At 61.9% G+C, this 23,984-nt stretch carries 25 protein-coding genes, 1 rRNA gene and 1 pseudogene; 13 read left to right on the top strand and 14 right to left on the bottom strand.

The features are described from left to right. The first annotated feature begins 10 nt into the window (after positions 1-10). The 6 genes from ACMGGG_RS15075 to ACMGGG_RS15050 all read left to right on the top strand — a co-directional run bounded on the left by ACMGGG_RS15075 (position 11) and on the right by ACMGGG_RS15050 (position 5,015). Positions 11-778 carry an SDR family NAD(P)-dependent oxidoreductase gene (locus ACMGGG_RS15075; RefSeq protein ID WP_414153983.1) on the top strand — a complete coding sequence of 256 codons (768 nt, stop codon included), beginning with the start codon at positions 11-13 and terminating at the stop codon, positions 776-778. 12 nt (positions 779-790) lie between these two features. Next, the gene (locus tag ACMGGG_RS15070; protein WP_063545553.1) at positions 791-1,984 is read left to right on the top strand and encodes an acetyl-CoA C-acyltransferase; all 1,194 of its coding nucleotides are present in this window, start codon (positions 791-793) and stop codon (positions 1,982-1,984) included. Positions 1,985-1,992: 8 nt separating this feature from the next. Further along, a complete protein-coding gene (locus ACMGGG_RS15065) occupies positions 1,993-3,120 on the top strand; it encodes an acyl-CoA dehydrogenase (RefSeq protein WP_063545552.1) in 1,128 nt (375 codons plus the stop codon). A gap of 13 nt (positions 3,121-3,133) precedes the next feature. Beyond that, positions 3,134-3,907 (top strand): enoyl-CoA hydratase, encoded by a 774-nt coding sequence (locus tag ACMGGG_RS15060; RefSeq protein WP_414153982.1) that lies wholly within the window; start codon positions 3,134-3,136, stop codon positions 3,905-3,907. A gap of 322 nt (positions 3,908-4,229) precedes the next feature. Beyond that, on the top strand, positions 4,230-4,634 hold the full coding sequence (locus ACMGGG_RS15055) for a TraR/DksA family transcriptional regulator (RefSeq protein WP_054894328.1): 405 nt from the start codon (positions 4,230-4,232) through the stop codon (positions 4,632-4,634). A gap of 186 nt (positions 4,635-4,820) precedes the next feature. Then, positions 4,821-5,015, top strand: a complete 195-nt coding sequence (locus tag ACMGGG_RS15050) for a hypothetical protein (protein WP_063545550.1) — start codon at positions 4,821-4,823, stop codon at positions 5,013-5,015. Here ACMGGG_RS15050 and ACMGGG_RS15045 read toward each other — a convergent pair. Then, positions 5,012-5,209, bottom strand: a complete 198-nt coding sequence (locus tag ACMGGG_RS15045; RefSeq protein ID WP_063545549.1) for a hypothetical protein — start codon at positions 5,207-5,209, stop codon at positions 5,012-5,014. The genes ACMGGG_RS15050 and ACMGGG_RS15045 overlap by 4 nt on opposite strands. A gap of 315 nt (positions 5,210-5,524) precedes the next feature. Between ACMGGG_RS15045 and ACMGGG_RS15040 the strand changes: the two genes are divergently transcribed. Both ACMGGG_RS15040 and ACMGGG_RS15035 read left to right on the top strand, forming a co-directional pair. Next, a complete protein-coding gene (locus tag ACMGGG_RS15040) occupies positions 5,525-5,995 on the top strand; it encodes a hypothetical protein (RefSeq protein WP_054894325.1) in 471 nt (156 codons plus the stop codon). Continuing rightward, positions 5,992-6,203 (top strand): annotated as a pseudogene (locus tag ACMGGG_RS15035) (hypothetical protein). The gene ACMGGG_RS15040 and the pseudogene ACMGGG_RS15035 overlap by 4 nt, the downstream one beginning before the upstream one ends. A 30-nt stretch (positions 6,204-6,233) precedes the next feature. Here ACMGGG_RS15035 and ACMGGG_RS15030 read toward each other — a convergent pair. The 7 genes from ACMGGG_RS15030 to ACMGGG_RS15000 all read right to left on the bottom strand — a co-directional run bounded on the left by ACMGGG_RS15030 (position 6,234) and on the right by ACMGGG_RS15000 (position 13,386). Further along, positions 6,234-6,599: a Na+/H+ antiporter subunit G gene (locus ACMGGG_RS15030; RefSeq protein WP_063545547.1), complete on the bottom strand. Its 366-nt coding sequence runs from the start codon at positions 6,597-6,599 to the stop codon at positions 6,234-6,236. After that, entirely contained in the window at positions 6,596-6,874 is a 279-nt protein-coding gene (locus ACMGGG_RS15025) for a K+/H+ antiporter subunit F (RefSeq protein WP_054894322.1), read from the bottom strand. The genes ACMGGG_RS15030 and ACMGGG_RS15025 overlap by 4 nt, the downstream gene beginning before the upstream one ends. Continuing rightward, positions 6,871-7,359: a Na+/H+ antiporter subunit E gene (locus ACMGGG_RS15020; RefSeq protein WP_414153981.1), complete on the bottom strand. Its 489-nt coding sequence runs from the start codon at positions 7,357-7,359 to the stop codon at positions 6,871-6,873. Before ACMGGG_RS15020 ends, ACMGGG_RS15025 begins: the two co-directional genes overlap by 4 nt. Then, on the bottom strand, positions 7,356-9,032 hold the full coding sequence (locus ACMGGG_RS15015) for a monovalent cation/H+ antiporter subunit D (protein WP_063545546.1): 1,677 nt from the start codon (positions 9,030-9,032) through the stop codon (positions 7,356-7,358). The genes ACMGGG_RS15020 and ACMGGG_RS15015 overlap by 4 nt, the downstream gene beginning before the upstream one ends. Then, on the bottom strand, positions 9,029-9,373 hold the full coding sequence (locus ACMGGG_RS15010; protein WP_054894319.1) for a Na+/H+ antiporter subunit C: 345 nt from the start codon (positions 9,371-9,373) through the stop codon (positions 9,029-9,031). The genes ACMGGG_RS15015 and ACMGGG_RS15010 overlap by 4 nt, the downstream gene beginning before the upstream one ends. Continuing rightward, positions 9,373-12,285 (bottom strand): monovalent cation/H+ antiporter subunit A, encoded by a 2,913-nt coding sequence (locus ACMGGG_RS15005; RefSeq protein ID WP_112898728.1) that lies wholly within the window; start codon positions 12,283-12,285, stop codon positions 9,373-9,375. Before ACMGGG_RS15005 ends, ACMGGG_RS15010 begins: the two co-directional genes overlap by 1 nt. 150 nt (positions 12,286-12,435) lie before the next feature. Then, positions 12,436-13,386 (bottom strand): DMT family transporter, encoded by a 951-nt coding sequence (locus ACMGGG_RS15000; protein ID WP_054894317.1) that lies wholly within the window; start codon positions 13,384-13,386, stop codon positions 12,436-12,438. 83 nt (positions 13,387-13,469) lie between these two features. Between ACMGGG_RS15000 and ACMGGG_RS14995 the strand changes: the two genes are divergently transcribed. Then, positions 13,470-14,033, top strand: coding sequence for a helix-turn-helix domain-containing protein (locus tag ACMGGG_RS14995; RefSeq protein WP_054894316.1), 564 nt, complete (start codon positions 13,470-13,472; stop codon positions 14,031-14,033). Between the two features lie 10 nt (positions 14,034-14,043). Here the strand turns inward: ACMGGG_RS14995 and ACMGGG_RS14990 are convergent, their stop codons facing one another. Continuing rightward, positions 14,044-14,592, bottom strand: coding sequence for a cysteine hydrolase family protein (locus ACMGGG_RS14990; protein WP_063545544.1), 549 nt, complete (start codon positions 14,590-14,592; stop codon positions 14,044-14,046). Between the two features lie 85 nt (positions 14,593-14,677). On the opposite strand from ACMGGG_RS14990, the gene ACMGGG_RS14985 reads away from it, so the two are divergent. Then, a complete protein-coding gene (locus ACMGGG_RS14985; RefSeq protein WP_414153980.1) occupies positions 14,678-15,661 on the top strand; it encodes a GlxA family transcriptional regulator in 984 nt (327 codons plus the stop codon). Here the strand turns inward: ACMGGG_RS14985 and soxR are convergent. Beyond that, positions 15,631-16,122, bottom strand: coding sequence for a redox-sensitive transcriptional activator SoxR (gene soxR, locus ACMGGG_RS14980; protein WP_112898727.1), 492 nt, complete (start codon positions 16,120-16,122; stop codon positions 15,631-15,633). The two genes, ACMGGG_RS14985 and soxR, sit on opposite strands and share 31 nt — an antisense overlap. An 87-nt stretch (positions 16,123-16,209) precedes the next feature. Here soxR and ACMGGG_RS14975 point away from each other — a divergent pair, with 87 nt between their 5' ends. Next, positions 16,210-16,590 carry an antibiotic biosynthesis monooxygenase gene (locus ACMGGG_RS14975; protein WP_125929415.1) on the top strand — a complete coding sequence of 127 codons (381 nt, stop codon included), beginning with the start codon at positions 16,210-16,212 and terminating at the stop codon, positions 16,588-16,590. Here the strand turns inward: ACMGGG_RS14975 and ACMGGG_RS14970 are convergent. Together ACMGGG_RS14970 and ACMGGG_RS14965 are read right to left on the bottom strand one after the other, a co-directional pair. Continuing rightward, a complete protein-coding gene (locus tag ACMGGG_RS14970; protein WP_063545542.1) occupies positions 16,569-17,339 on the bottom strand; it encodes an alpha/beta hydrolase family protein in 771 nt (256 codons plus the stop codon). The two genes, ACMGGG_RS14975 and ACMGGG_RS14970, sit on opposite strands and share 22 nt — an antisense overlap. Then, a complete protein-coding gene (locus ACMGGG_RS14965) occupies positions 17,323-18,423 on the bottom strand; it encodes a DUF3182 family protein (RefSeq protein WP_063545541.1) in 1,101 nt (366 codons plus the stop codon). The genes ACMGGG_RS14970 and ACMGGG_RS14965 overlap by 17 nt, the downstream gene beginning before the upstream one ends. A 191-nt stretch (positions 18,424-18,614) precedes the next feature. Between ACMGGG_RS14965 and ACMGGG_RS14960 the strand changes: the two genes are divergently transcribed. Continuing rightward, positions 18,615-20,423, top strand: a complete 1,809-nt coding sequence (locus ACMGGG_RS14960; RefSeq protein WP_414153979.1) for an aminopeptidase P family protein — start codon at positions 18,615-18,617, stop codon at positions 20,421-20,423. A 42-nt stretch (positions 20,424-20,465) separates the two neighbouring features. Here the strand turns inward: ACMGGG_RS14960 and ACMGGG_RS14955 are convergent, their stop codons facing one another. Both ACMGGG_RS14955 and rhtA read right to left on the bottom strand, forming a co-directional pair. After that, positions 20,466-20,747: a hypothetical protein gene (locus ACMGGG_RS14955; RefSeq protein ID WP_414153978.1), complete on the bottom strand. Its 282-nt coding sequence runs from the start codon at positions 20,745-20,747 to the stop codon at positions 20,466-20,468. A gap of 184 nt (positions 20,748-20,931) precedes the next feature. Then, the gene (rhtA, locus tag ACMGGG_RS14950) at positions 20,932-21,819 is read right to left on the bottom strand and encodes a threonine/homoserine exporter RhtA (protein WP_054894308.1); all 888 of its coding nucleotides are present in this window, start codon (positions 21,817-21,819) and stop codon (positions 20,932-20,934) included. A gap of 619 nt (positions 21,820-22,438) precedes the next feature. Between rhtA and ACMGGG_RS14945 the strand changes: the two genes are divergently transcribed. Next, positions 22,439-23,975, top strand: a 16S ribosomal RNA gene (locus ACMGGG_RS14945). Positions 23,976-23,984: the final 9 nt, after the last annotated feature.

The following is a 23,984-nucleotide window of genomic DNA, read 5'->3' as shown; positions in this document are numbered from 1 at the left end:
GAAGACCTCAATGAACGTTCAACGCAAAAGTTTCATCGTCACCGGCGCCGCCTCCGGGCTGGGCGCCGCTACTGCGCAAATGCTGGTCGATGCCGGCGCCCGTGTGATGCTGGTCGACCTCAACGCCGAGGCGGTCGAAGCCAAGGCGCGGGAGCTGGGTGACAACGCCCGCTTCGCAGTGGCCGACATCAGCAGCGAGCCGGCCGCCCAGGCAGCGGTCGAGGCGGCCGTCAGCGCCTTCGGTGGCCTGCACGGGTTGGTCAATTGCGCGGGGATCGTCGGCGCCGAGAAGGTCCTGGGCAAACAGGGGCCGCATGGACTGGCAAGCTTTGCCAAGGTGATCAATGTCAACCTGATTGGCAGCTTCAACATGCTGCGCCTGGCCGCAGCGGCCATGGCCGAAGGGCCTGCGGACGAGGGCGGTGAGCGGGGTGTGATCATCAATACCGCCTCCATCGCTGCCTATGACGGGCAGATCGGCCAGGCGGCCTATGCCGCCTCCAAGGGTGCGATCGCCAGCCTGACACTGCCGACCGCCCGTGAACTGGCGCGCTTCGGTATCCGCGTGATGACCATCGCCCCCGGCATTTTCGAGACGCCGATGATGGCCGGGATGACCCAGGAAGTGCGTGATTCGCTCGCCGCCGGGGTGCCATTCCCACCACGTCTCGGCCGCCCGCAGGAATATGCGGCGCTGGCCCGCCACATCATCGAGAACAGCATGCTCAACGGCGAGGTGATCCGCCTCGACGGTGCACTGCGCATGGCTGCCAAGTAAGGAGAAGAGCTCATGAGCCTCGTCAATGATCCGATCGTCATCGTCAGTGCCGTGCGCACGCCCATGGGTGGCCTGCAGGGCGACCTGAAAAGCCTCACTGCACCGCAGCTGGGCAGCGCAGCGATCCGCGCCGCAGTCGAGCGTGCCGGCATCGATGCCGCCAGCGTCGAGCAGGTGTTGTTCGGTTGCGTATTGCCCGCCGGGCTTGGCCAGGCGCCGGCGCGCCAGGCCGCCCTCGGGGCGGGCCTTGGCAAGCACACCACCTGTACCACCCTGAACAAGATGTGCGGCTCTGGCATGCAGGCAGCGATCATGGCCCATGACCTGTTGTTGGCCGGCAGTGCCGATGTGGTGGTGGCGGGTGGCATGGAGAGCATGACCAACGCTCCGTATCTGCTGGACAAGGCCCGCGGCGGCTATCGCATGGGGCATGGCAGGATCATCGACCACATGTTCATGGATGGCCTCGAGGATGCCTACGACAAAGGTCGCCTGATGGGCACCTTCGCTGAAGATTGCGCCCAGGCCGGGGCCTTCAGTCGCGAGGCTCAGGATAACTTCGCCATTGCCTCGCTGACCCGTGCCCAGGACGCGATCAAGAATGGCCGCTTCAGCGCCGAGATCGTGCCGGTGGAGGTCACCGAGGGCAAGGAGAAACGGCTCGTCAAGGACGACGAGCAGCCGCCCAAGGCGCGGCTGGACAAGATCCCCCAGCTCAAGCCGGCATTTCGCGAGGGCGGCACGGTGACGGCCGCCAACTCCAGCTCTATCTCCGACGGCGCCGCGGCCCTGGTACTCATGCGCCGCAGTGAAGCCGACAAGCGTGGTCTCAAGCCGCTGGCGGTGATCCACGGTCACGCAGCCTTCGCCGATACGCCTGCGCTGTTCCCGACCGCACCGATCGGCGCCATCGACAAGCTGATCAAACGTACTGGCTGGGATCTTGCCCAGGTGGACCTGTTCGAGATCAACGAAGCCTTTGCCGTCGTCACCCTGGCCGCCATGAAGCACCTGGACCTGCCCCATGACAAGGTCAACATTCATGGCGGCGCCTGTGCCCTGGGCCACCCGATTGGCGCCTCCGGTGCGCGCATCCTGGTGACGCTGCTTTCGGCGCTGCGCCAGAACAACCTGCGCCGCGGTATCGCGGCCATCTGCATCGGCGGCGGCGAAGCCACGGCGATCGCGGTCGAATGCCTGTACTGAGGTGAACCATGCTGGTAACTGACGAGCAACAACAGATCGCCGATGCGGTAAAGGACTTTGCCCAGGAGCGCCTCAAGCCGTTCGCCGAACAGTGGGACAAGGAGCATCGCTTCCCGCGTGAAGCCATCGACGAGATGGCCGGGCTTGGCCTGTTCGGGATGCTGGTGCCGGAGCAGTATGGTGGCAGCGATACCGGTTATGTCGCCTACGCCATGGCCCTGGAAGAAATCGCCGCCGGCGACGGCGCCTGTTCGACCATCATGAGCGTGCATAACTCGGTGGGCTGCGTGCCGATCCTGAAGTTCGGAACCGAGCAGCAGAAACAGCGTTACCTGGTGCCGCTGGCCAGCGGTGCGATGATCGGCGCCTTCGCCCTCACCGAGCCTCAGGCGGGCTCCGACGCCAGCAGCCTGAAAACGCGTGCGCGTCTGGATGGCGATCACTACGTGCTAAACGGCAGCAAGCAGTTCATCACTTCCGGTCAGAACGCCGGCGTGGTGATCGTCTTCGCTGTCACCGATCCTGAAGCGGGCAAGCGTGGGATCAGTGCGTTCATCGTGCCCACCGACTCGCCGGGCTATCAGGTGGTGCGGGTTGAAGAAAAGCTTGGGCAGCACGCCTCCGACACCTGCCAGATCGTTTTCGATGACGTGCGGGTGCCGGTGGACAATCGCCTGGGCGAAGAGGGGCAGGGCTACAAGATCGCTCTGGCCAACCTCGAGGGCGGACGTATCGGCATCGCTTCGCAGGCCGTCGGCATGGCCCGTGCGGCGTTCGAGGTCGCGCGCGACTACGCCAAGGAGCGCCAGAGCTTCGGCAAGGCGCTGGTCGAGCACCAGGCCGTGGCTTTCCGTCTGGCCGACATGGCCACGCGCATCGCCGTGGCCAGGCAGATGGTGCTGCATGCCGCCGCTCTGCGCGATGCCGGGCGCCCGGCGCTGGTGGAAGCGTCGATGGCCAAGCTTTTCGCCTCGGAAATGGCCGAAAAGGTCTGTTCGGATGCCTTGCAGACGCTCGGCGGATATGGCTATCTGAAGGACTTCCCGCTGGAGCGCATCTATCGCGATGTGCGGGTTTGCCAGATCTACGAAGGCACCAGTGACATTCAGCGCATGGTCATTGCGCGCAATCTTTGAAGGAGCAGCTTGCATGGCATTCGAAACAATCCTGCTGGACACCCACGGCAAGGTCGGCCTGATCACCCTCAACCGTCCCCAGGCGCTCAATGCCTTGAACGCGCAGATCGTGGCCGAGATCAATCAGGCCCTGGACCAGCTCGAGCGTGATCCGAACATCGGTTGCGTGGTCCTGACCGGCTCTGCCAAGGCCTTCGCCGCGGGTGCCGACATCAAGGAGATGGCCGAGCTTGAGTACCCACAGATCTACGTCGACGACCTGTTCAGCGACGCCGACCGCATCGCCAATCGGCGCAAACCGATCATCGCCGCGGTGTCGGGGTTCGCCCTGGGCGGCGGCTGCGAACTGGCGATGATGTGCGACTTCATTCTCGCCGCTGACAACGCCAGGTTCGGCCAGCCGGAAATCAACCTCGGCGTGCTGCCGGGTATGGGCGGCACCCAGCGCCTGACCCGTGCCGTGGGCAAGGCCAAGGCCATGGAACTGTGCCTGACTGGCCGCCTGATGGGCGCAGAGGAGGCCGAGCGGGCAGGGCTGGTGGCGCGCGTGGTGCCCCAGGCCGAGCTGCTGGAAGAGGCGCTGAAGGTGGCGGCGACCATCGCCAGCAAGTCGATTCCGGTGAGCATGATGGTCAAGGAAAGCGTCAATCGTGCTTTCGAGGTGAGCCTGAGCGAGGGTGTGCGTTTCGAACGTCGCGTGTTCCACGCGGCGTTTTCCACGGAAGATCAGAAGGAAGGCATGGCAGCGTTCATCGCCAAGCGCGAGGCGCAGTTCAAGGACCGTTGAGGTTGAGGGGCAGCGCCAGGGCGCTGCCCCGCTGTTTCAGTTCGTGAGAACGTACTGCTTTGCGTCGTTCAACGAGACCGAGCTACGTTATTGGGCCTGCGCCGCTCTCCGTGCCGGTGTCCATCACCGGTTACGATCCCGGGGCAATCCGTCCGATTCGGCAGATTCCTCTGTCATTTCTGTTGCCCCACGGGGCCGGGCACCTTAGACTGCCGCCCCCTGTAAAAGAGTGCCGATTGGCGCTTGAAGAATTCCGCTGCCTGCGAGCCATCGCCGGCGGCACCCGAATCGCCCAAATGCACATTTTTTCATAGAGAAATCGATGACCAAGGAACAGTTGCTGGCCATGTCGGCCGATGACTACATGAATGCCGATCAGCTCGGGTTCTTCACCGCGCTGCTGCAAGCGATGAAAGTCGAGACCCATGAGCGCATCGAGCTGAGCCGCGCCACCATCGAAAGCCTGGATACGCCCTCTGACCCGGCCGATGTGGCTTCGGTCGAGGAAGAGCGTCATTGGCTGGTCAACGCCATCGAGCGCGACCAGCGCCTGCTGCCGCAGCTGGAGATGGCCCTGGGCCGTATCGCTGACGAGAGCTTTGGCTGGTGCGACGACAGCGGCGAGCCGATCGGTCTGCAACGCTTGCTGATCAGCCCGACCACCAAATACTGCATCGAAGCCCAGGAGCGTCACGAGCAGCTCGACCGCCATCAGCGGCAGATCTGACCGGACACACTCGACGCAAGGCCCTGCGGAGCAATCCGTGGGGCCTTTCGCGTTTCCGCAGGAGCAGAAAGCATTTCGATTTGTTGCGATTGATGCAATACAGCTCTACCGGCAAGCGCTTTTTCCCGGCCTTGGCGGGTCGTATCCTATCCATGTAGTTAGCTTGCTAATTAAGTGGAGAGGGTCATGCAATCCCGGGTCAATGTGGCAGTGATGATAGGCTCTGGTGTACCTGCGATGCTGCAGGCACAGGGACAGCGGGCATGCTGGGTAGTGTTGGTCGATGGCGAGCGTCGCGGTACTGCCTTCGCCAGCCGGGCTGAAGCGCTGGAGTGTCAGGCTGCCTGGCTGCAGCAACTGGCGAAGGGATATGCGGCTTAGATATCCAGGCTTAGCGCCAGCTCGCAGGCTGCCAGGTGGCTGCGGCGAAAGCCCATGACTCGGCCAGTGGCACGCTCGGTGATGTGGAAGAACGCGACGCCGGCGGGAATGACCACGAAACGCGCGATGTTGCGCACAGGTCGGATGTAAGAAATGTTCGAGACCTCTCGACGGATTTCGGTGTTTTCGTGCATATTCTTTCCCCTGTAAATGCATGGATGAATACCGGACCCATTCTGCCGAGGGGCCTGGCTCTATCTATTGCATCTTTTCTGGCGGCATTGTTGTCAGACAATATTGTTCCCCCTGTGGGATCAATGCTGAGCGTTCTCTTGGGGTTTTGGCTGGCGTGCGAGGGTAAAAGATCCTGCCTGCCGTATCGACGAGCCCCGCAGACGTTTCACGCATCATGTCACTAACCTTTCAGACTTCGCTTTGAAATGGCCGCCGCGTCACGCTTTCACGACTTCGTGTGGCGGCGGGAAACAACCGGTTCGAGGATCACTTCATTGGCAGTCAGTACTCTGGATACCCACGCCCTGTTCGCCCTGGGCGATTTGCGGGCCAAGTTGGTCAAGCTTTTTCAGGGCCGTTTCATCTACGTCACCGAGCAGAACCCCGATGGCCTGTACATGGCCGAGATCGATACCGACAACGCGATGGTCGTCGATGACAAGCAACGTCTGGAACTGAAGGTCGGGGATCACTTCCGGGCCGCGGTCCTGCCGAGCCGCGAGGGTGGCAAGCTCGAGCTGCGCTTTCGCGACATCAAGTTCAACGTCTATGGCGTGGGTGACTATGCGTTCGTCTCGGTACCCGAGGGCGATGGCATTGTCTTCCGTGACGGGCAGGGCGTGATGCTCGTGTTCGCTGCCCAGTCCCAGGTGGCGGAAGGCCTGGGCAAACTGCTCAAGGCGGTGACCGGCAAGGTCGCCAAATGGCGCAAGGGCGAGCTGACCACCTTCAAGGCCAGTGAATGAGTGGCGACGATGAGCTGCCTGCGGGGCGCGCCGAGTTTCACCAGCGCCACAAGGCGCAAGCAATCCTGGACGCCGAGCGCCTGATTGCCCATCGAGCACAGTTGAAGGATGGTTGGCTGGCCTGGGTGGCGGGGAAGCTCATCGGCTCGGTCCGCCTCCTTATGTGGCCATGGTTCGGCGCGAGCTGCAGCGCCTTACCCAGCACTGACAGCGTTTGCCAGGCGGCTTCAGCGGGCGCTCAGTTGCCCCGATCGCCACCGCTGCTGACCTCATCCGGCACCTGTTCTCCCGACATGCGTTTGCGGAACAAGGCGGCCCGCGCGAGCAGAAGCGTCGTGACCGGTACGGTAATCGACAGCAGGATCGGTATCAGCCAGGCATGCAGCACTGGCCCTTGCTTGAGACCGGAGAAGTACAGGATCGAGGCGAGGCTGACGCACCACGCGCCAATAGTCGAGGCCAGTGCAGGCGGATGCATGCGCTGGAAGTAGTCCTTCAGGCGCACCAACCCGATTGCGCCGATCAAGGCGAACAGGCTGCCTATCAGCAGGAGCGCGGCCGTGGCCAGCTCCAGCCAGAACGGGAGTTCGACGGTCTGCATCATTCGATCACCTCCCCGCGCAGCAGGAACTTGGCCAGGGCAAAGGAGCCGACGAAGCCGAACAGGGCGATCAGCATCGCGCCTTCGAAATAGGTATCACTGGCATAGCGGATGCCTAGCACCAGCATCATCAGCATGGCCAGGATGTACAAGTAGTCCAGCGCCAGGACCCGGTCCTGCGCCGAAGGGCCGCGGAACACCCTGACCAGCGCCAGGGCCATGGCGATGATGAAGATGAACAGGCTGGCGAGAATGGCGTTGGCGAGCAGGCCTGTCATTCGAAGATCTCCATCAGCGGGCGTTCGTAGGTGTGCTTGAAGTGTTCGATGAAGGTGGCTTCGTCTTCCAGGTCGAACACATGCAGCAGCAGGATGCTGCGATCCAGGGCCAGCTCCGACCAGACCGTGCCGGGTACCACCGTGGTGATCATCGACAGGGCGGCCAGGCCATGGGCGTCGCGCAGTGACAGGGGGATGTGCACGAAGGCAGAGCGCGGTGGATGGCCGCCGGCTCGCAGCACGCCCCGGGCAACTTGCAGGTTCGAGAGGATCACATCCAGGCCCACACGGCCGATCAAGCGAGCAATCACCAGCGGGCGGCGGATATGGGCATGCTGCGGGCGCAATGGTGCCATGAGCACGGGTGCCAGGATGCCGAGGGCGGCGCCAAGCAGCAGATTGCCTGGGCTGACGGAAAGGTTCAGCACCAGCCACAGCACGAACAGCGCCAGCGACAGCAGCGGGGCGGGGAACAGCCGGTTCATGGTTGCACCTGCGTCATGGTGGTCGGCCCAGGCACGGGGCGGGTTGACAGGACCGCCTGAATATAGGCGTCGGGTGCCTGCAGGCCGGCGGCGGTGTCCTGGGTGTAGCGCAGCAGCGGCTCGGCCTGGATGCTGAGGACGATACACAGCCCCAGCAGTACCACGATCGGTATGCATTCATAGCGACGCAGCAATGGCGAGGGCCGCTCCTCAGGCTTCCAGAAGCGCTGGATGCCCACCCGGCCAAAGGCGATCAACGATGCCATGCCCGATAGCAGCAACAGGGCTACCAGGCACCAGCCAGCGGCTGACAGAGGCTGCCCGGCCGCCATGCCCAGGCCTTGCGGATTGAACAGGGCGCTGATCAGGTTGAGCTTGCCGATGAAGCCGGACAGCGGCGGCATGCCAATGATCAGCAGGGCGCAGGCGATGAAGCTCAAGCCGAGGAAGGCCATGGTCCAGGGGATGATCTGACCGATCACTGCCTTCTGTTCGTCGTCGAGGTTGATGCCCTTGGGTGGATGCAGGGATTCGAGCGGCGGCGGGATGGCGTCCTCTTCGTCGTCCAGGGGCACTTCGTTGGCCGAGCGCGAACGCTCGATCAATTCGGCCAGCAGGAACAAGGCGCACAAGGCCAGGGTGGAGCTGGCGAGATAGAACAGCGCCGCGCCGGTGAGGGCTGCCTGACCAAAGCCGACCGAGGCCAGCAAGGTGCCAGCCGAGACCAAAATGCTCAGCGCGGCGAGACGCTCCAGGCGCTGGGCGGCGAGAATCGAGACGGCAGCCACCGCGAGGGTGACGAGGCCGCCATACACCAGCCATTCCCCACCGAAATTTGCCGAAGCGCCTGCCTGGCCCGAGAACAAAAGTGTCCACAGCCGCAGCACTGCATACAGACCGACCTTTGTCATGATGGCGAACAGTGCTGCGACCGGTGCGCTGGCCGAGGAGTAGGCCGGCACCAGCCAGAAGTTCAGCGGCCAGACCCCGGCCTTGACCAGGAATGCCATGGCCAGGATCGCCGCTCCGGCGTGCAGCAAGCCACGATCGGCTTCTGCGACCAACGGGATCTTCAGCGCCAGGTCGGCCATGTTCAGCGTGCCCGTCACGCCATAGAGCATGGCGGCGCCAACCAGGAACAGCGAAGAGGCGAACAGGTTGATGGCGATGTAGTGCAGCCCGGCCCTGACCCGCGCGCGTCCCGAGCCGTGCAGCAGCAGGCCATAGGACGCCGCCAGCAGCACTTCGAAGAACACGAACAGGTTGAAGAGATCGGCGGTCAGGAACGCGCCGTAAAGGCCCATCAGCTGAATCTGGAACAGCGCGTGGAAGCTGGCGCCGGCGCCGTCCCAGCGGGCGCGGGCGAACAGCAGGGCGCTGACGCCGATTACACCAGTCAGGGTAAGCAGCAGTGCGGACAGGTGATCGAGTACCAGCACGATACCGAACGGCGCCGGCCAGTTGCCTGGCAGGTAGACACCAATGGACTCGGCCTGACCCTGGCCGCGTACCCACATCAACAGCGTCACGGCGACGCCCAAGCCGATCAGGCTCGACAGCAGGTTCAGGCGGGCCTTGAACTGGCGGTGCTTTTCACCGATCAGCAGCATGATCGCAGCGGTTACCAGCGGTAGCAGGATCGGGGCGACAATCAGTTGATTCATCCAGCTCATTCCTCACGCTCCCGGCCATCGACATGGTCGGTGCCGGTCAGGCCGCGCGAGGCCAGCAGGACCACCAGGAACAGGGCGGTCATGGCGAAGCTGATGACGATGGCGGTCAACACCAGCGCCTGGGGTAGTGGGTCGGTGTAGTTCAGCAGGTCCTGTGGGACGCCCTCCTTGATGATCGGCTCCTTGCCGATGAACAGGCTGCCCATGCTGAAGATGAACAAATTGACGCCGTAGGAGAGCAGGCACAGGCCCATGATGACCTGGTAGGTCCGTGGGCGCAGTACCAGCCAGACTCCGGAGGCGGCCAGTACGCCGATGGCGACTGCGATGACTTCTTCCATCAGGCGGCTCCTGTCTGGCTGGATTTCGGATGGCCCGGGCGATAGGCACGCACCGATTGGTGTGCCAGGGCGGTCAGGATCAAGAGCGTGGAGCCGACAACCACCGTGTACACGCCGATATCGAAGAACAAGGCGCTGGCGACATGGATGTCACCGAGCAACGGCAGATGCAGGTGCGCAGTGTGGGTAGTGAGGAACGGATAACCCAGCAACATGGCACCTATGCCGGTAAGCGTGGCGCACAGCAGGCCGGTGCCCATCCAGCGCAGCGGCCGCAGGCTCATCTGGGCCTCGACCCACTGAGTGCCTGCGACCATGTACTGGAGGATGAACGCCACCGACATCACCAGCCCGGCGACGAAGCCGCCGCCTGGTTGGTTGTGGCCGCGCATGAACAGGTACATCGAGACCAGCAGGGCGATCGGCAGCAGCAGGCGTACCAGTACCGCAGGCACCATCATGAAGCCTAGCGCGGTATCGGTGACATGCCGTGGATTGACCAGGTCGGTGATCACGTCCGGCGCCAGCTGGCGCTGTTGCGTCGGCAGCTGCATGCTCTCTTTCGGTGGGCGGAAGCGGCGCAGCAGGGCGAAGACCGTCAGCGCCACGGCGACCAGTACAGTGATTTCACCCAATGTATCGAAGCCGCGGAAGTCCACCAGCATCACGTTGACCACGTTGGTACCGCCACCCTCGGGGAGTGCACGGCTCAGGTAGAACGATGAGATGTCGTTGGGTGTCGGACGGGTCAACATGGCGTACGACAGCAGTGCCATACCGCCGCCGACCAGCACTGCCAGCAACAGGTCGCGCAGGCGTCGCAAGCGTGCACGCTCCTGGCTGCCGGGCAGGGGAGAGACGCCTTCGATTCGGCGCGGCAGCCAGCGCAGGCCCAGCAGGATCAACACTGTGGTGACGACTTCGACCACCAGTTGCGTGAGTGCAAGGTCAGGGGCAGAGAACCAGACGAAGGTGATGCACGTCATCAGGCCGCAGACGCTGACCATGATCAGCGCAGCCAGACGGTGGTATTTGGCCTGCCAGGCTGCGCCGATGGCACAGGCAATTGCAATCAGCCACATGGCGACGAATACGCCGGACCCCGGAATCTTGGGGCGGTCCCCCCAGCTGATGCCGCTGTACAGCATGGGGGTGAGGCCGGCGAGGAAGGCGGCGACCACCAGCATGAACAGCTGGGTCTGCAGGCGGCGGCTGGTCAACAGTCCTTCGAGGTGCCGGGCCAGCAGCATCAGACGTACCAGTCCGTGCTCGAACAGCCGCTTGCCATTGAAGCGTTCGATCAGTGGCGGGTAGGGGAAACGGCCCAGGCGCAACTGTTTGCGCAGCAACAGGTAGAGCACTACGCCGCCGCACATGGCGATCAGGCTCATGATCAGGGGGGCGTTCCAGCCATGCCAGATGGCCAGGCTGTATTCCGGAAGGGTGCCGCCCACCACCGGCAACGCTGCAGCGGCGAGCAGCGGGCCCACCGACTGGGCAGGGAAGATGCCGACTACCAGGCAGGTCAGGACCAGCAGTTCGACCGGCGCGCGCATCCAGCGCGGTGGTTCGTGGGGGGTATGCGGAAGGTCCTGGGCGGTCGGGCCGAAGAACACGTCGACCGTGAAACGCAGGGCGTAGGCAACGCTGAACGTGCCTGCAAGGGTGGCGATCACCGGCAAGGCGGCCTCGACCCAGGCGCTGGAGCTGATGAATACGGTTTCGGCGAAGAACATTTCCTTGGAGAGGAAGCCGTTCATCAGAGGTACGCCGGCCATGGACGCACTGGCGACCATGGCCAGGGTGGCGGTATAGGGTACCAGGCGTATCAGGCCGCTGAGACGGCGAATGTCGCGGGTGCCGCTTTCATGGTCGATGATGCCGGCGGCCATGAACAGCGAGGCCTTGAAGGTGGCGTGGTTGAGGATGTGGAACACTGCCGCGACAGCGGCCAGCGGGCTGTTGAGGCCCAGCAGCAGGGTGATCAGGCCCAGGTGGCTGATGGTCGAATAGGCCAGCAGCCCCTTGAGGTCATTCTGGAACATCGCCGCGAAGGCCCCCAGCAGGAGGGTACAGGCGCCTGCCCCGCCGACGATCCAGAACCACTCCTCGGTGCCCGACAGCGTTGGCCATAGGCGTGCCAGCAGGAACACTCCGGCCTTCACCATGGTCGCCGAATGCAGATAGGCCGAGACCGGCGTGGGGGCAGCCATGGCATGCGGTAGCCAGAACTGGAAGGGGAACTGCGCGCTCTTGCTCAGGGCGCCAATCAGGATCAGCGGCAGCAACACAGGATAGAGCGCGTGCTGGCGGACGGTTTCGCCAGCGGCCAGGACCTTGTCCAGGTCATAGCTGCCGACCACATGGCCCAGCAGCAAGGCGCCGACCAGCAGGCACAAACCACCTGCACCCGTGACCATCAGCGCCATGTAAGCGCCGCGGCGGGCATCGCTGCGGTGGTGCCAGTAGCCGATGAGGAGGAAGGAGAACAGGCTGGTCAGCTCCCAGAAGAACACCAGCTGAATCAGGTTGCCGGAAATCACCAGCCCGAGCATTGCGCCCATGAATGCCAGGAAGAAGGCAAAGAATCGTGGCACGGGGTCTTGGGGTGACATGTAGTAGCGCGCATACAGCGACACCAATGTGCCGATGCCCAGCACCAGCAACGAGAACAGCCAGGCGAAGCCATCCATGCGCAGCACGAGGTTGAGCCCGAGGCTGGGCAGCCAGAGGAATTCTTCGCGGATCACGCCGCCATGGGCGATCTGCGGGTACAGCAGCGCTACCTGGACAGTGCCGACCAAGGCCACGAGCCCGGCGAGAATGGACTCGGCGTTACGCGCATTGTGCGGCAGCACGGCTGCCAGGCAACTGCCGATGAAGGGCAGAAGCAATAGCACTATCAAAGACATAGCGTTCTAATCTACGGAGGTTTGCCATGGATCATACGTGCCACGCTGGTGATCACCAACACGCAAGCTGTGGCAGAATCCTACAAAAGCGCTGTGACAAGCTGTTTTTTTATAACAGTTTTTTTCAGAGCATAGCCGCTGATCAGGAGTTCAACGCCCTGTCTCGCTTTCGCTTGGCGTCAGGCCTTGCGGCTCTGGAAGGGGATCGCGATCGCGGCGAATCTTCAGTTCGCTGACGACCACGGCGATCACGATCAGCAGGCCACCAATAAGCGCCACGCCTGGCAAGCGGTCCCCTGCGATACGACCAACGATGCCGGCCCAGACCGGTTCGCCGGCATAGATCAGCGTGGCACGGGTTGGCGAGACAGATTTCTGCGCCCAGTTCATCGCCACCTGGATTACCGCGCTCATGGCGCCCAGGCCAAGGGCGCTGGCCAACAGCAGCCAGGAGAAATCCGGGATGCGCTCCTGGGTCGGAACGATCATCAGGAATGATAGTGCCGAGGCAGTTGCCAGTTGCACCACGGTGACCCGGCGCACATCGACCTTTCCGGCATAACGGCTGATCAGGATGATCTCGCCGGCGATGGCCACGGCGCTGACCAAGGTCACGATTTCGCCTTCGCTGAAATTCAGCGCACCACCCTCAGGGCCGGCCAACAGCATCAGCCCGACAAAGGCCAGGCAGATACCGATGCTTGGCATCAGGCCGGGCCGGCGTCCCAGCACCAACCATTGCAGCAGCGGCACGAAGGGTACGTAGAGGGCCGTAATAAAGGCCGACTGGCTGCTGCTGATGGTTTGCAGGCCCATGGTCTGCAAGCCGTAGCCGAGCATGATCGATACACCGATCAGTACGCCGGCCTTGAGTTCGGTGAACGTCAGGCCCGACAGCGCTCGCGCCGATACCAGCCCGACGAACAGTGCCGCTGCCGCGAATCGCAGGCCGACGAAGAACATCGGTCCGCTCACGCTCATGACGTTGTGCACGATCAGGAAGGTGCCGCCCCAGAGCATGGTGATGAACACCAGCACCCATTCGGCTTTGCTCAGGCGAAAGGATACGGACGGCCGCGGGCTGCTGCTGGTGTGGGTCATGGTCTTGCGCACTCGGAAGGGGCGGCGCACAATCGCCGCAAAGTGGGCAGTATACTGCGCAATCCCTACCAGTGAGCAATATAGTGCACAAAGATTCCTCGCACCGCGCTTCGGTGCTGCAGCACGTCAGTCAGAACATCCGCCGCCTGCGTAACGACAGGGGGCTGAGCCAGACCGCCTTGGCCGAAAGCTCTGGTGTCAGTCGGCGCATGCTGGTTGCCATCGAGGCAGGCGAGAAGAACGTCAGCCTCACCACCCTCGACCTGATCGCCGAAGCGCTGGGTGTGGCGTTCAGTACGCTGATCCAGGCGCCCGAGCAACGCGATCCTGCACGCATCAATGAGCTGGCCTGGGCCGGTGAGCAGCCGGACAGCCGCGCGGTACTGCTGGGTAGTAGCCCCGCGCGGCGCGAGGTCGAGCTCTGGGAGTGGACCCTGGCACCGGGCGAGCACTATGCCAGTGAGGCTGATGCCGAGGGTTGGAGCGAGCAGATCTATGTGACCGAGGGCTGTCTGACGCTGCTGATCGAAAGCGGTGAACTGCGCCTGCGCGCTGGGGAGTTCCACATCTTCCCCAGCGACTGCCGCTACGCGTACCGCAACGACGGCGACCAGCCCACGCGATTCGTGCGCAATGTGGTGATCTGATCCACCCAGCCTACTTGGCCAGCAACGTATCGGTACTCTCGACGGCGGCAAAGGCGAAAGCTAGCGCCGCCATGGCCGAGTCGTGCACGTGCGATGCGGGCACCGTCTGTCCATTGAACTCCAGGGCCAGCGTGGCGCAGGCGTCGTGCGCCACCGAGACCTGGTAGCCGAAGTCTGCGGCAGCGCGGGTTGCCGAATCGATGCACATGTGGCTCATGGCGCCGACGATGGTCAGGTTTTTTACCTCATGCTTGTCGAGGAGCGACTTGAGCTCGGTATCGCGAAACGCGTTGACTTGATGCTTGAGCACCACCGGCTCGCTGCTGATCGGCAGTACCTTGGCGTGGATCTCGGCGCCTGGCGAGCCAGGGGCAAAAAACGGCGCATCGGCTGATTCGAACTCATGGCGCACATGCACGACCAGGTCGCCGCGCTCGCGGGCAGCGGCGAGCAGGCGGGCGGCGTTGTCGGCCGCCGCATCGGCGCGGTCGAGCGTCCATTTGCCACCGGGGAAGTAATCGTTCTGGATATCGATGAGAATCAGGGCCTGCTTGCTCATGTTGCGCGCCTCCTTGGGCGTGGTCGTGGTGTGGCGATAGTTATAGGCTTGAACGACCGACATGGGGATTGGCGCGACCGACACAATGAGGGCAAAAACTGACATGGGTACAGGCTTGGAAATCGGTGTGCTGGTCTATCCCGATGCGCAGCGTGCCGCTGTACATGGGCTGACCGACCTGTTCACGGTCGCCAATCAGGTCGCCTGTGAACTCGGTGATGGGAAGCTGCTGCCGATCCGTATCAGCCACTGGCAACTCGATCAGGCCGGTGAACTCTGCGAGGTGTACGACAGCCTGCCGGGCGCGCGCCATGACCTCAAGGTGCTGGTGGTGCCGCCCAGCCTTGGCCCGGCACCTGCACCTGCGCTGCTTGAGCGACACCGCGCGCACTTGTGCCAGTGGCATGCACGCGGCACTGTGCTCGCTTCGGTGTGCATCGGCGTGTTCTTCATTGCTGCCAGTGGCCTGCTGGACGGGCGTTCGGCGAGTACCCACTGGAATTACGCCCAGACCTTGGCCGAGCGCTACCCGCAAGTACGCGCCGATGCCAGCGTAGCGGTACTGGACGATGGCGACATCATGACGTCGGCCGGGCTGATGGCCTGGACCGAGCTCGGGCTGCGTCTGCTTGAGCGTTTCCTGGGTACCACCCTGGCGCGCGAGACCGCCCGCTACCTGGCGGTCGATCCGGTGCCGACCCCGCTGCCCGGTGCGTTGTTCACACCGAGGCTGGATCACGGCGATGAAGCCGTGCTGAAGGTGCAGCACTGGCTGCAGGGGAGTGGTGCGCGAGAGGCCAATCTGGCAAACATGGCTGGATGTGCCGGGCTCGAAGAGCGTACGTTTCTGCGGCGTTTTCGCGCGGCGACCGGATTGCGTCCTACCCAATACTGCCAGCAGGTCCGGGTAGGACGTGCCTGCCGCCTGCTGGAGTTCACCCGGCGCAGCGTCGACCAGATTGCCTGGGGCGTGGGCTATCAGGACCCCAGTGCCTTTCGTAAGGTGTTCCAGCGCGTCACCGGCCTGACACCCAGTGACTACCGGCGACGTTTCGCCGTGGTTGCCTGAGCGTCTGGGCCTGGCGGGTGAGGCCCAGGGCCTTCGTCGGCGAGGCGATCGCGATGGTTGCGCAGCGGACATTCCTTCAATGACATGCAGCCGCAGCCAATGCAGCCATCCAGCTGGTCGCGCAGCATCATCAATTCTTCGATGCGCTGGGTCAGGTCTTCTCGCCATCGTGCGGAAAAACGCTGCCAGTCTTCAGCGGTCGGCGTGTGCCCTTTGGGCAGGGTATCGAGCGCTTCGGCGACTTGCGCCAGCGGTACTCCCAGGCGCTGCGCCATCTTGATCACTGCCACCCGGCGTAGCATGGCTCGCTCGAAGCGGCGCTGGTTGCCGTTGTTGCGGGTGCTGTGGATCAGTCCCTTGCTTTCATAGAAGTGCAGCGCGGTCACCGCGACGCCGCTGCGCGCTGCCAACTGGCCTACGCTGAGCAGGCGTTCCGGCGCCGTCACGTCCTTGCTGGGCATGTCGAAATATTCCTTGACCTTGACTTAACTCGAGGTTTTACCCTGCTCGCCATCACGCTGCAAGTACCCCGAGCAAGGAGACTGTTCATGGTGGCCACCCCTCATTCCCTATGGTTTACCCAGATGATCGAGTACGAAGTGCCGGCGATTCGGCAACAGGCCCTGGCCGAGGCGTTGGTCCTGCGGGCGGAGGAGATCGCCAGCCGTTGCGATGGTCTGCTGGGCGTCAGCATTCAGGCCAGTGTCGATGGCAGTCGGGTGTTGCAATACCTGCGGTGGCAATCGCGCCAGGAGTGGGCGGCTGCCGCGCCCTGTTTCGTCGAGGAGCCGTTCCTCGACCTGTTGCAGCGTCACCAGGCGCGCGGTGTCAATTTCACGGCCTACCAGACCTTGCGCAGCCTGGTGCGAGGCACCGACGGCGGCTTGCATTGCGAGGTCGGTGAGCCTCAGGCGTACCAGGGAGCGTAGTGCGGGTAGCGGTCTAGGCGTGCGCCGATGACCATTTCTCCGATCCATGTACCCAGGATCGAACTGTAGGCTTTCTGGCTTTCCTCGCTGGACAGTGCATGGTCGGCCCCGTCGACGATGCGATGGGTCAGTGAATGGGCGCCGACGAACGCGGAGCGATAGCTCATCAGGGTGTTGTGCGGCACATAGTCATCGTGCTCGGACTCCACCAGCAGGACATCGCCAGCGAACTCGGCGCAGGCGGCCAAGGCACGATTGTCGGCCGGCCCCAGAATGCGTTGGCGATAGTGATTCAGGCGCTGGCGGTCGAGTGCTTGCTTTGGAGTGTCCCATTCATCGTCCCAGTACAATGCAGGTACCCGCATCGCCAGCCATTTCACGGGTCTATGTGCGGTCAGCAGGGTGGCCAGATAACCGCCATAGCTGCTGCCGATCAGCGCAATGGCGCCGGGATCGACGGCAGGGTGCGAGGCCAGTCGATCGTAGGCGGCCAGCAGGTCGGTGAGGTTCTGCTCACGGGTCACCGTCAATCGCTGGCTTTCGGTCTTTTCGTGTCCGCGCAAGTCGAAGGTCATGCACACGCAGCCCAGCCCGGTAATCTGTCGGGCGCGGGCCAGGTCTCGCTGCTGGCTGCCGCCCCAGCCGTGGACGAAGAGAATGCCGGGCATCTTGCTGCCAGGACTGACCAAAGTACCGGCGATACTTTCGCCCTCGACCTGTAGCTCGACCTGTTCACTCTGAATGGCCATGCTCGCGAATCCGTGCAAATTTGCAGAATTGTCCGAGTTCACTGTCGTCCCCCTCATAGAAAAGTGTGGCGTCGGCCGGAAGTTCAGGCGTGCCGAACACCTCGTGGGTGGATGCGCGTACCTGCTGCAGCGTCGGATCGTCGGCGAAGGCGCGCACGGCAAGGAGCTCTGCGCTGCTGGCGCCACCCTGGCGCCACGATTGCTCCAGGACGCCGCTGCGCAGGTGGCCACGTGCGTCGAGGCCACGGGCGATGTCGTAGTTGCGGCGTGAGGCGATGAAACCTGGGAAGTGTCGCTCCGCCGCTTGCTCGTAGGTCATGGCCTGATTGATAGCCAGGCGCAGATAATCTTCCAGCGGGCGCTGCAGCAGCGCCTGATAGTCGCCGCGTACTACCATCAGATCTGAGCCACCGTAGACTTGTTGGCCCTGATGATCCTGGGTGAGTTGCTGGGTACCGTAGTAGCTGCAGGTGAGGCCAGCGACACGCACTTGGCCAACACTGAAGGTTTCTACTTCATGCAGGTCTTCCTCCAGCACCAGCCCCCAAAGGCCAAGTGCCTTGTCGTCCAAGGTCGCGAGCAAGGGGGCAAGTGCGTCAAGGGTATCGATTACCTGCTGGCCGCGACCGGCACGGGCCAATACGGGTTTGACCCGAACGGGGCCGCTGCGCAATAGCAAGTCGGCTGCTCGTCGAGCGTCGTCCTTGGAAAAGACCGTGTAGCCGCGCAACAGGGCACCGCTGGCCTGTTGCGCGAAGGCGTCAGTCCAGCCCGGCGGAAAGACTGCATTGGCGGGTAGTGGGTGGGAAATGGCTTTGGTCGCCATGTAGGGATGGCTTACCAGGCCGCCGAACAGGTCCTGTTCACTGCGGATGCCCTGCTGCTGGCCGATCAAGGTTTCCGTGGGCAGGTAATAATAGTGGTTGGCCTGGCCGGCCGGTTGTCCAGGGTTGAAGACGGGTATTCCAAGCAATTGCGCCAGGATCTCGGCGAGCTTCTGGCGAGTGGCATATTCATGGTCCGGGGTGCGTTCGCGGGTGTCGAGAAGTACGACGGCGATTTTCGACTCGTGGGGGTGGGCCATGTGCGATCTCATCCGCTGGGGCTGTACGAACTGTGAAATTCCAGACAGCTCGAAAGTTCAGCCCGTTGGACTGGCGGCCGAGGCGCTCCAATCTATCGCAGGCTCTTTGTGGGCGATCCGATTGCGGGCGTTCGCAGCCTGTTCCATTATCCCGACCTGGAACCGTCCAAGATGTGATCGCAGGAGAGCGCATGAGCAGTCTGAACCCCCTTAAGGAATCCATACCGGCACGCCTGGCGCGTGTGCGCGATGTCATGGCCAGGGAGGGTGTCGATGCCCTGTTGGTGCCCTCTGCCGATCCGCACCTTTCCGAGTACTTGCCCGGCCATTGGCAAGGACGCCAATGGCTGTCTGGCTTCCAGGGCTCGGTCGGCACGCTGGTAGTGGCCGCGGAATTCGCCGGGCTGTGGGTCGACAGCCGCTATTGGGAGCAGGCAGAGAGGGAATTGGCGGGCAGTGGCATCGAGCTGATGAAGCTACTGCCAGGTCAGCCGGGGGCATTGGATTGGCTGGGTGAGCAGGTTGCCAGCGGCGGTGCCGTGGCGGTTGATGGTGCGGTCATGGCGCTGGCCTTTGCCCGTCAATTGGGAGAGCGCCTGAGCGCTCGCAATGTAAGACTGCTGACTGACCGAGACCTGCTGGGTGAGGTCTGGGGCGATCGTCCGGCCTTGCCTGGCAACCCCGTCTATCAGCACCTGCCCCCCCATGCGACTGTCAGTCGTGCGCAGAAACTCGGTGAGTTGCGTCAGGCCCTGGATAGCAAGGGCGCCGACTGGCATTTCATCGCAACTCTGGACGACATCGCCTGGCTGTTCAACCTGCGCGGTAGTGATGTTTCGTACAACCCGGTGTTCGTTTCCTTCGCCTTGATCGGTCGTGATCAAGCCACGCTCTTTGTCGGTCAGGACAAGATCAATACTCATCTGCGTCAAGTACTGGCGGCCGACGGTATCCAGGTGCGTGACTACGCGGAAGTTGGTCAGGCACTTGCGAGCCTCGTTGGCGGTACCCGCCTGCTGGTCGATCCGGCGCGTGTCACCCAGGGCCTGCTGGACAAGCTCGACGAGCGGGTCGTGTTGGTCGAGGGCATCAATCCGACTACGCTGAGCAAGTCGCGCAAGGGCGAGGCGGACCTGATTCATATTCGTCAGGTGATGGAGCAGGACGGTGCAGCCTTGTGCGAGTTCTTCGCCTGGTTCGAGGCCAACCTTGGGCGCGAGACCATCACCGAACTGACGGTCGATGAACAGCTGAGCGCGGCACGTGCGCGGCGCCCTGACTTCGTCTCGCTGAGCTTCTCGACCATCGCTGCCTTCAATGCCAATGGCGCGATGCCCCATTACCGCGCCACCGAACAGTCGCATGCGGTGATCGAGGGTAATGGCCTGCTGCTGATCGATTCGGGCGGCCAGTACCTGGGCGGGACTACCGACATTACCCGGATGGTGCCGATTGGTACACCCAGCCTGGAGCAGAAGAAAGACTGCACGCGGGTGCTCAAGGGTGTGATCGCGTTGTCGCGGGCGACTTTCCCGCGGGGCATTCTTTCGCCGCTGCTCGATGCCATCGCCCGGGCGCCTATCTGGGCCGATCAAGTCGACTACGGCCATGGCACTGGGCATGGCGTAGGCTACTTCATGAATGTGCACGAGGGGCCGCAGGTCATTGCCTATCAGGCGGCAACTACGCCGCAGACAGCCATGCAGGCCGGGATGATCAGTTCGATCGAGCCGGGCACCTACAGACCTGGAGCCTGGGGCGTGCGTATCGAGAATCTGGTGGTTAATCGGGAGGTGGGCAACAGCGCTTTTGGCGACTTCCTGGCCTTTGAAACCCTGACGCTTTGCCCGATCGACACCCGATGCTTGCTGCCCGAGTTGCTCGATGTTTCGGAGCGCCAATGGCTCAACCGTTATCACCAGACCGTGTATGAGCGATTAGCGCCCCTGTTGCAAGGCGACGCACTGGCCTGGTTGAGACTGCGAACGCAGCCGGTCTGATCGACTCGAATGAGAAAGGGCAGCCTGAGGCTGCCCTTTCGTTTATTTGCAGATGACGATCATGCTGCGGCTGGTATAGCCGGCTGGGTTGATTCCGAACACGTAGTCGCCCGGCTCTTGGTCGCTGTCGCTGGAGCGCGCGATTACCTTGTAGCCTTTGCTGCCGCATGACGCTTGCGCATTGGCGTAGCACTTGTCCCAGGACGATGAAAGCCCGGAGCAGTTGATGTGCAAGCCCTTCTTCCCTCGCTTCACCTCGGTCTTGGCTGTAGCGGCACACCCAGCAATGGCCAAGATGGCCAGGATGAGAAAAATACGTTTCATTCCTGTCCTTATCTGGGCGGTGAGCATTGTCCGCCCTTGTAGTGATGACTGCGTTCTGCCTGAAACTCCCCTGCTTCCGTGCCCGGCTCAGTAGATCGTCTGAAGGTGATGATGCTGTGACAGCTTAAACAGCCTTATAGGCGGGTACAAGGCTGAAGCTGTTCAAATGAAACTATTTCTCAAATCAGTCAGCCGCTACGGGAGGGCTGCTTTCCTTGCGCATCGACAGTGTGGCCCCGACCGAGGCGGTAATGATTGCCAGGATCGCCAACCACTGGGTCAAGCTGAGAACCTCTCCAAGGAATAGAAGCCCCGACAGTGCACCGAATGCGGGTTCGATACTCATCAGTGTGCCGAAGGTTCGCGCGGGCATTCGTGTCAGTGCGACCATTTCCAGGCTGTAGGGGAGGGCGGTAGACAGGATCGCCACGGCAAGTGCGACCGGAATCAGTGCTGGAGTGAGCAAGGCACTACCGGCGTGAGCGATGCCGATGGGAGCCACGAACAGCGCCGCGATCAATACGCCCAATGCCGCGGTCTGGATACCGTTTTCCGCGCCTGCTCGCTGGCCATATAAAATGTAGAGCGCCCAGCAGACGCCGGCACCCAAGGCGTAGGCCGCGCCGGTCAGGTCGAGGGAGGCCCCCGTCTGCCCTGTCGGGATGAGCAGTAGCAGGCCGACGATGGCGAGCGCGATCCAGAGAAAGTCCAGGGCGCGGCGCGAAGCGAAGATCGCTACCGCCAGCGGGCCGGTAAACTCCAGCGCCACGGCGATGCCCAGCGGAACGGTGCGCAACGACATATAGAAAAGGAAATTCATGCCGCCCAGGGCCAGCCCATAGATGATGACGCTGCGCAGGGTGCTGGCATTGAACCTGGCGCGCCACGGGCGTAGCAATGCAAGCATGATGATGCTGGCGAAGATCAGGCGCAGCGTTGTGGTGCCCTGAGCGCCGACAACTGGAAACATGCTCTTGGCCAGTGACGCTCCAGACTGGATGGAAGCCATGGCAATCAACAGCAGGCCGATAGGGAACAGCGTGGCGGCCAGGCTGCGGGGCTGGGTGTTCATTTGGGTGGGGCAGTCCTAAATAAGTAGAAGGGGCGAGCTGCGCAATATAGTGCGCAAATCCCAGTGGCAGGTGCAACTGCTCTTGAGCAATGCGCGGGCTAAGCCCTTCATTTCGATTAAGATTTTATGAAATAAAAGGTTGACGCCCTCCCAGATCCCCTTATAATGCGCCCCACTTCCGCAGCAAACGGAAGGCAAAACTTATTGTTAATCAACGAGTTAAGCGAGTTCGGCAAGGCGTGAAGCGCTTCGGTCACCTGATCGGCAGCGGTGAAAAAGGCAGTTGACAGCATCTTCGAGTGCTGTATGATTCGCCTCCCGCTACGAGAGATCGCAGCGAGTCAAGTGTTTGAAGCTAAACGAGTTTCTCGCGAAAAACTTCAAAATAAACGCTTGACAGCAAATGAGGAAAGCGTAGAATGCGCGCCTCGGTTGAGACGAAAAGCTCTTAACCAAACGCTCTTTAACAAATCGAATCAAGCAATTCGTGTGGGTGCTTGTGAGTACGGACTGATAGTCGCCAAGATTATCAGCATCACAAGTGGCCATGCGAGAAATCACATAGTCATTTGAGATTGCTGAGCCAAGTTTAGGGTTTCTTAAAAACCCAAGCAGTATTGAACTGAAGAGTTTGATCATGGCTCAGATTGAACGCTGGCGGCAGGCCTAACACATGCAAGTCGAGCGGATGACGGGAGCTTGCTCCTTGATTCAGCGGCGGACGGGTGAGTAATGCCTAGGAATCTGCCTGGTAGTGGGGGACAACGTTTCGAAAGGAACGCTAATACCGCATACGTCCTACGGGAGAAAGCAGGGGACCTTCGGGCCTTGCGCTATCAGATGAGCCTAGGTCGGATTAGCTAGTTGGTGAGGTAATGGCTCACCAAGGCGACGATCCGTAACTGGTCTGAGAGGATGATCAGTCACACTGGAACTGAGACACGGTCCAGACTCCTACGGGAGGCAGCAGTGGGGAATATTGGACAATGGGCGAAAGCCTGATCCAGCCATGCCGCGTGTGTGAAGAAGGTCTTCGGATTGTAAAGCACTTTAAGTTGGGAGGAAGGGCAGTAAGCTAATACCTTGCTGTTTTGACGTTACCGACAGAATAAGCACCGGCTAACTCTGTGCCAGCAGCCGCGGTAATACAGAGGGTGCAAGCGTTAATCGGAATTACTGGGCGTAAAGCGCGCGTAGGTGGTTCGTTAAGTTGGATGTGAAAGCCCCGGGCTCAACCTGGGAACTGCATCCAAAACTGGCGAGCTAGAGTATGGTAGAGGGTGGTGGAATTTCCTGTGTAGCGGTGAAATGCGTAGATATAGGAAGGAACACCAGTGGCGAAGGCGACCACCTGGACTGATACTGACACTGAGGTGCGAAAGCGTGGGGAGCAAACAGGATTAGATACCCTGGTAGTCCACGCCGTAAACGATGTCAACTAGCCGTTGGAATCCTTGAGATTTTAGTGGCGCAGCTAACGCATTAAGTTGACCGCCTGGGGAGTACGGCCGCAAGGTTAAAACTCAAATGAATTGACGGGGGCCCGCACAAGCGGTGGAGCATGTGGTTTAATTCGAAGCAACGCGAAGAACCTTACCAGGCCTTGACATGCAGAGAACTTTCCAGAGATGGATTGGTGCCTTCGGGAACTCTGACACAGGTGCTGCATGGCTGTCGTCAGCTCGTGTCGTGAGATGTTGGGTTAAGTCCCGTAACGAGCGCAACCCTTGTCCTTAGTTACCAGCACGTTATGGTGGGCACTCTAAGGAGACTGCCGGTGACAAACCGGAGGAAGGTGGGGATGACGTCAAGTCATCATGGCCCTTACGGCCTGGGCTACACACGTGCTACAATGGTCGGTACAGAGGGTTGCCAAGCCGCGAGGTGGAGCTAATCTCACAAAACCGATCGTAGTCCGGATCGCAGTCTGCAACTCGACTGCGTGAAGTCGGAATCGCTAGTAATCGCGAATCAGAATGTCGCGGTGAATACGTTCCCGGGCCTTGTACACACCGCCCGTCACACCATGGGAGTGGGTTGCACCAGAAGTAGCTAGTCTAACCTTCGGGAGGACGGTTACCACGGTGTGATTCATGACTGGGGTGAAGTCGTAACAAGGTAGCCGTAGGGGAACCTGCGGCTGGATCACCTCCTTAATCGAAGAC

The organism is Pseudomonas sp. BNK-44-b, from assembly GCF_047456245.1.
Taxonomy (GTDB): Bacteria; Pseudomonadota; Gammaproteobacteria; order Pseudomonadales; family Pseudomonadaceae; genus Aquipseudomonas; species Aquipseudomonas machongensis.
This window is presented reverse-complemented; position numbering and strand designations above follow the sequence as displayed.